Origin of the sequence: Sphaerisporangium sp. NPDC088356, assembly GCF_040685555.1 — a bacterium.
In the GTDB taxonomy this organism is placed as follows: Bacteria; Actinomycetota; Actinomycetes; order Streptosporangiales; family Streptosporangiaceae; genus Sphaerisporangium.
On the sequence record NZ_JBFBIK010000208.1, the window covers coordinates 1 to 6,213 of the forward strand.

The following is a 6,213-nucleotide window of genomic DNA, read 5'->3' on the forward strand; positions in this document are numbered from 1 at the left end:
CGGGCGCCGCCGCGCCGGTCACCGCGACCGGCGGGCGGGAGCCCGTCCGCCGTCCCCGCACGGCGGAACCCGGGAGCGCCGGCCGGTCAGGAGAACTCCGCGAGGGTGCGCTCAGCCTCCTCCAGCCACGAGCGGCGGGCGGAGATGGCCTCCTCGGCCTCCTTGACGTCCTTGTCCCTGCCGGCGGTCGTGGCCTTGGCCAGGCGGCCCTCCAGCTGCTCGATCGACCTGCGCAGCTGGTCGACGGTGTTCTGCGCCCGGGCGCGGGCCTCGGGGTTCGACCGCTTCCACTCGGTCTCCTCGGCCTTGCGCACGGCCTCGTCGATGCGCCGCAGTCCGCCTTCCAGCTTGTCCCTGGCCTCGCGCGGCACCGCCCCGACGGACTCCCAGCGCTCCAGGATGGCGCGCAGGGCGGCCCGTGCGGCGCGGGCGTCGGTCACCGGCAGGATGCGCTCGGCGTCGGCGAGGATGCGCTCCTTGGCCTCGGCGTTCTCCCGCAGCGAGGCGTCACGCTCGGCGAACACCGCCGAACGGGCCTGGAAGAACAGGTCCTGGGCCCCCTTGAAGCGGGTCCACAGGTCGTCCTCGGCCTCACGGGAGGCCCGGCCGGCGGTCTTCCAGCGCTGCATGAGCTCGCGGTAGGCCGAGGCCGTGTCGCCCCAGTCGGTCGAGCTGGAGAGCGCCTCGGCCTCGCTGACGATGCGCTCCTTGATGCTGCGCACCGACTCGCGCTGCTCGTCGAGCCCGGCGAAGTAGGACTTGCGCCGCTTGGCGAAGGCCGTGCGAGCGGCGGACAGCCGCTTCCACAGGGCCGCCTCGGTGACGCGGTCGATGCGCTCGGCGGCCTTCCACTCCTCCACGAGCTGGCGCAGCCGCTCGCCTCCGGACTTCCAGTGAGTGGTGTCCTCGGCGATGCGCTCGGCCTCGGCGACGATGCGTTCCTTGATCTCCCGGGACTGGGCGCGTGCCTGGTCACGGGCGGCCTTCACCTCCTCGCGGCGCTTGCCGACCAGGTCGGTGAGCGCCTCCAGGCGGCCTTCCAGCGCCGCGAGGTCCCCGACGGCGTGCGCCTCGGTGATGGACTCGCGCAGCTTCACGATCGTCGCCTCGGCCTGGGCGGGTGGCAGGTCGGTGCCACGGACCCGCTGTTCCAGCAGTTCCACCTGCGTGGCCAGCTCGTCGTACTTCCTGTGGAAGTAGGCGAGGGCCTCTTCCGGTTCACCGGCCTGCCAGGACCCGACGGCCCGTTCTCCCTCGGCCGTACGAACGTAGACGGTGCCGTCGTCGTCTACCCGGCCCCACGGGTCGGTGCTCACCGTGTCCTCCCGCACTCGAATCAGCCTCCAGGACGCTGTGCGTCCTTGGTTGTATTACGTCAGCTCTTGCCAGAGATTGTCACGTGTTTGATTTCGACCGGGTCCTTCGGAGCACCCGAGCCGTCGCCCATCCCCCCGGGCAGGACGCCCTTCTTGCTCACATCGTCGAGGATTTTGAGCCCCTTTGTGACGGTACCGAACGGGGTGTAGTTCGGGGGGAGTTGGAGGTCACCGAAGATGATGAAGAATTGGCTTCCATTGGTGTTGGCCCCGCTGTTGGCCATCGCGACCACCCCGCGGGTGTACTTGACGCCGGTCAGGTTCTCGTCGGCGAACCGGTAGCCGGGGCCGCCCTGGCCGTCGGTGGGGTTCTTGCCGTCCGCCTTGGCCAGCGGGTCGCCGCACTGCAGCATGGGGAAGCTCGCGGGCCCCATGCGGTGACACTTGGACCCGTCGAAGTACTTCTTCGAGGCCAGGTAGGCGAAGGAGCTCACCGTGCAGGGCGCCTTGTCGGTGGCCAGGCTCACGACGATGTCGCCGTGGTTGGTCCCGATCGTCATCGTCTTCGCCGCCGTGTCGGCCTTCGCCGGGGGCAGGCCCACGCTCTTCGCCGGCGCGCCGCTGGTGTCGGCGACGAAGTCGCACGTGCCGGTCGCCGCGTCGTACGGCTTGGGCTGCGGCCCCGCGGACGGCGCGGCCGACGACGCCGCGGGCGAGGTCGAGGCCGTCGCCGCAGCGGTCTTGGAGTCGCCGCCGCTCATGACGGCGACGGCCGTGAAGATGCCGCCCACCACGACTAGCACGCCCAGGCTCGTGCCCAAGATCGCCACGCGCTTCGTGCGGAGCTGCCGCTCGGCGCGCCGCTCCAACTGCCGTTCGTAATGCTCTCGTGCCAGCTGCTTTTGACGGTCCTTGCCGGTCGCCACCGCTGTGCCCTCCCGACTGTCCGAGTTGATCCTGTTTGGTCGCCTCGCTGGACGACCGCCACCTTTATGGAGTGGGCGAATCGTATCGGCCAACAGGCAATGGTTCGCAGCCCGGCGACCCGCACCGGTACCCTTCGGTTACATTCCCATCCGCTTTCCTTGACGAGATCGATCACACCGAGGACCGTTTCCGTGCTCATCGACGGCTTTCCCGCAGGCTCCTTCCAGGCCAACTGCTACGTCGTCGCTCCCGCCGCGGGCGAGGAGTGCGTGATCATCGACCCAGGTCAGGACGCTGTCGCGGGCCTGGACGACATGCTGCGCGAGCATCGGCTGAAGCCGGTCGCCGTGCTCCTCACGCACGGTCATCTCGATCACGTGTGGTCGGTCGCGCCGGTCTGCGGAGCGCGCGACGTGCCGGCGTGGATCCACCCCGAAGATCGCGAGCTGCTGACCGACCCCGGCAAGGGTTTGTCGCTCCTGGCCCGCCAGCAGCTCTTCGGCGGGCTCACGTTCACCGAGCCCGACGACGTGCGCGAGCTGTCCGACGGAGCCGTGCTCGAGATCGCGGGCATGGCCATCACCGTCGACCACGCGCCGGGGCATACCAGGGGGTCGGTGACGTTCAGGCTGCCCGGGGAGCGTGTGATGTTCTCGGGAGACCTGCTGTTCGCCGGCTCCATAGGCCGCAGCGATCTCCCGGGCGGTGACTACCAGACCATCCTGAGCAGCCTGGGCGGCGTCTGCCTGACGCTGCCGGACGACACGACGGTGCTGCCCGGTCACGGACCACAAACGACGATCGGCCGCGAACGAGCCAATAACCCGTATCTTGCTGAGGCAGTGCCGTTCGCAGGTCCAACCAGGGGACTGTAATGAGCTTTCAGGCGCCCAAGGGCGTACCCGAATATTTCCCACCGCGCTCCGCGACGTTCCTCGCGGTCCGCGCGGCGTTCTCCACCGCGGCGCAGAACGCCGGCTACTCCTACATCGAGGTTCCCGTCTTCGAGGACACCGAGCTGTTCGCCCGCGGCGTCGGCGAGTCGACCGACGTCGTGTCCAAGGAGATGTACACCTTCGCCGACCGGGGCGGCCGCTCGATCACGCTGCGGCCGGAGTTCACCGCCGGGGTGATGCGCTCGACGCTGGAGCACGGCCTGCACACCGGCCAGCTGCCGGTCAAGCTGTGGACCACCGGCCCGGCGTTCCGCTACGAGCGCCCGCAGGCCGGCCGCTACCGCCAGCTCCAGCAGTTCAACGTGGAGGCCATCGGCACCGAGGACCCCGCGGTCGACGCGGAGACCATCGCGATCGCCTGGTCGGGCTACCAGGCTCTCGGGCTGACGCGGGTGCGGCTGCTGCTGAACACGCTCGGATGCAAGCAGTGCCGCCCCGCCTACCGCGCCGCCCTGCAGGACTTCCTGCGCGCGCTCGACCTCGACGAGGCCACCAGGGCGCGCATCGAGATCAACCCGCTGCGGGTGCTCGACGACAAGCGCCCCGAGGTGCAGGCCCAGGTGGAGAACGCCCCGCTGATCACCGACCACCTGTGCGCGTCCTGCAAGGCCCACCACGACCACGTCCGCTCGCTGCTGGAGGACCTCGGCGTTCCCTGGGAGGACACCCCCCGGCTCGTGCGCGGCCTCGACTACTACACTCGCACCACCTACGAGTTCGACCACCCGCTGCTCGGCGCCCAGTCGGGCATCGGCGGAGGCGGCCGGTACGACGGGCTGTCCGAGGACATCGGCGGGCCGGCGTTGCCCGGCATCGGGTTCGCCGTGGGCGTCGACCGCATCATCCTCGCCGTCGAGGCCGAGGATCTTTCGAGAGAGGTGCCCTCCCGCGTCGCCGTGTACGGCGTGCCGCTCGGCGAGGAGGCCGCCAGGCGTGTGTTCAAGCTCGTCCACGAGCTGCGCATGGCCGGTGTGGCCGCCGACATGGCCTTCGACGGCAAGGGCCTCAAGGGCGCCATGAAGGGCGCCGACCGTTCCGGGGCCACGTACGCGGTGATCCTCGGCGAGCGCGACATCGCCGCCGGGGCCGCCCAGGTCAAGGACCTGGCGAGCGGCGACCAGACCGCCGTACCACTCGCCGAGATCGTCACGACCCTGAAGGAGAAGTTGACCAAATGATCCGCACGCACACCGCCGGATCGCTGCGCAAGGAGCACGCCGGCCAGCAGGTGACGCTGGCCGGATGGGTGGCACGCCGCCGTGACCACGGCGGCGTGGTCTTCATCGACCTGCGCGACGCGTCCGGTTCCGCGCAGGTGGTCTTCCGCGAGGAGGACCACGCGCACGACCTCCGCTCGGAGTACTGCGTCAGGATCGCCGGAGAGGTCCGCACCCGCCCCGAGGGCAACGAGAACTCCGACCTGCCGACGGGCGAGATCGAGGTCGTCGCCACCGAGGTCGAGGTGCTGAGCGAGTCGGCGCCGCTGCCGTTCCCCATCGAGGGCGGCGGGGGCGTCTCCGAGGAGGCGCGGCTGAAGTACCGCTACCTCGACATGCGCCGCCAGCAGGTCGCCCAGGCGCTGCGGGTCCGCTCGACCGCCACCTACCTCGCCCACGAGGTCATGCACGAGAACGGCTTCGTGTACGTCGAGACGCCCGACCTCACCCGGTCGACCCCCGAGGGCGCCCGTGACTTCCTGGTGCCCGTGCGGCTGCAGCCGGGCAGCTGGTACGCGCTGCCGCAGTCGCCGCAGTTGTTCAAGCAGCTCCTCATGGTGGGCGGCCTGGAGCGCTACTACCAGCTGGCGCGCTGTTTCCGCGACGAGGACCTGCGCGCCGACCGGCAGCCTGAGTTCACCCAGATCGACGTCGAGATGTCGTTCGTCGACGAGGACGACGTCATCGCCCTCGGCGAGGCACTGGTCGGCCGCATCTGGAAGGAGACGGTGGGGTACGAGGTGCCCTCGCCGCTTCCCCGCATGACCTACCGCGAGGCGATGGCCCGGTTCGGCTCCGACAAGCCCGACCTGCGCTTCGGCTGCGAGCTCGCCGAGATGACCGACTACTTCGCCGACACCCCGTTCCGCGTCTTCCAGGCGCCGTACGTGGGTGCGGTGGTCATGCCGGGCGGCGCCACCCAGACCCGCAAGGAGCTGGACGCCTGGCAGGACTGGGCCAAGTCCCGCGGTGCCAGGGGCCTCGCGTACGTCCTGGTCCTTCCGGGCGGCGAGTTGGGCGGTCCGGTGGCCAAGAACCTCTCCGAGAAGGAGCGCGCCGGGCTCGCCGCCGCGGCCGGCGCTTCCGAGGGTGACGCGATCTTTTTCGCCGCCGGCGCGCCGTCCGCCTCGCGCGACCTGCTCGGCGCCGCGCGCCTGGAGATCGGCCGCCGCTGCGGCCTGATCGACGAGTCCCAGTGGAGCTTCCTCTGGGTGGTCGACGCGCCGATGTTCGAGCCGGTGCTCGACGAGGTGGGCCGCCAGACGGGCTGGACGGCCGTGCACCACCCGTTCACCGGTCCGAAGCCCGAGTGGGCCGAGAACTTCCAGGACCACCCAGGAGAGGCCCTGGCGTACGCCTACGACATGGTCTGCAACGGCATGGAGATCGGTGGCGGTTCGATCCGTATCCACCGGGCCGAGATGCAGCAGCGGGTCTTCGAGGTGCTCGGAATCTCCAAGGAGGAGGCCGAGAGCAAGTTCGGGTTCCTGCTGGAGGCGTTCAAGTACGGCCCGCCGCCGCACGGAGGCATCGCCTACGGCTGGGACCGCATCTGCATGCTGCTGGCGGGCGGCGAGTCGATCCGTGACGTCATCGCCTTCCCGAAGACGGCCTCCGGCTTCGACCCGCTGACGGCCGCCCCGACGCCGATCACGCCGGAGCAGCGCAAGGAGGCCGGCGTCGACGCGACCCGCGCTCCGAAGGCCGCTCCGAAGGACGCCTGACGGCCGGCGTTCCACGAGTAGAGCCCCGGCGCGCACGCCGGGGGGCGGCTCGGGGACAGGCCCGAACGGGAGA

General features: G+C 70.4%; 5 protein-coding genes. 3 read left to right on the top strand and 2 right to left on the bottom strand.

The window, feature by feature from the left end; translation table 11 throughout:
- Positions 1-86: 86 nt before the first annotated feature.
- Positions 87-1,316: a DUF349 domain-containing protein gene (locus AB0O34_RS35805; RefSeq protein ID WP_363923274.1), complete on the bottom strand. Its 1,230-nt coding sequence runs from the start codon at positions 1,314-1,316 to the stop codon at positions 87-89.
- A gap of 59 nt (positions 1,317-1,375) precedes the next feature.
- Entirely contained in the window at positions 1,376-2,242 is an 867-nt protein-coding gene (locus AB0O34_RS35810; protein WP_363923276.1) for a peptidylprolyl isomerase, read from the bottom strand.
- A 192-nt stretch (positions 2,243-2,434) separates the two neighbouring features.
- Between AB0O34_RS35810 and AB0O34_RS35815 the strand changes: the two genes are divergently transcribed.
- The 3 genes from AB0O34_RS35815 to aspS are packed head-to-tail and all read left to right on the top strand — an operon-like array spanning position 2,435 to position 6,140.
- Complete coding sequence (locus tag AB0O34_RS35815) at positions 2,435-3,118, top strand: MBL fold metallo-hydrolase (RefSeq protein ID WP_363923278.1); 684 nt, start codon at positions 2,435-2,437, stop codon at positions 3,116-3,118.
- Positions 3,118-4,377 (top strand): histidine--tRNA ligase, encoded by a 1,260-nt coding sequence (hisS, locus tag AB0O34_RS35820; protein WP_363923280.1) that lies wholly within the window; start codon positions 3,118-3,120, stop codon positions 4,375-4,377. Before AB0O34_RS35815 ends, hisS begins: the two co-directional genes overlap by 1 nt.
- The gene (gene aspS / locus AB0O34_RS35825; protein WP_363923282.1) at positions 4,374-6,140 is read left to right on the top strand and encodes an aspartate--tRNA ligase; all 1,767 of its coding nucleotides are present in this window, start codon (positions 4,374-4,376) and stop codon (positions 6,138-6,140) included. Before hisS ends, aspS begins: the two co-directional genes overlap by 4 nt.
- The last annotated feature ends 73 nt before the right edge of the window (positions 6,141-6,213 follow it).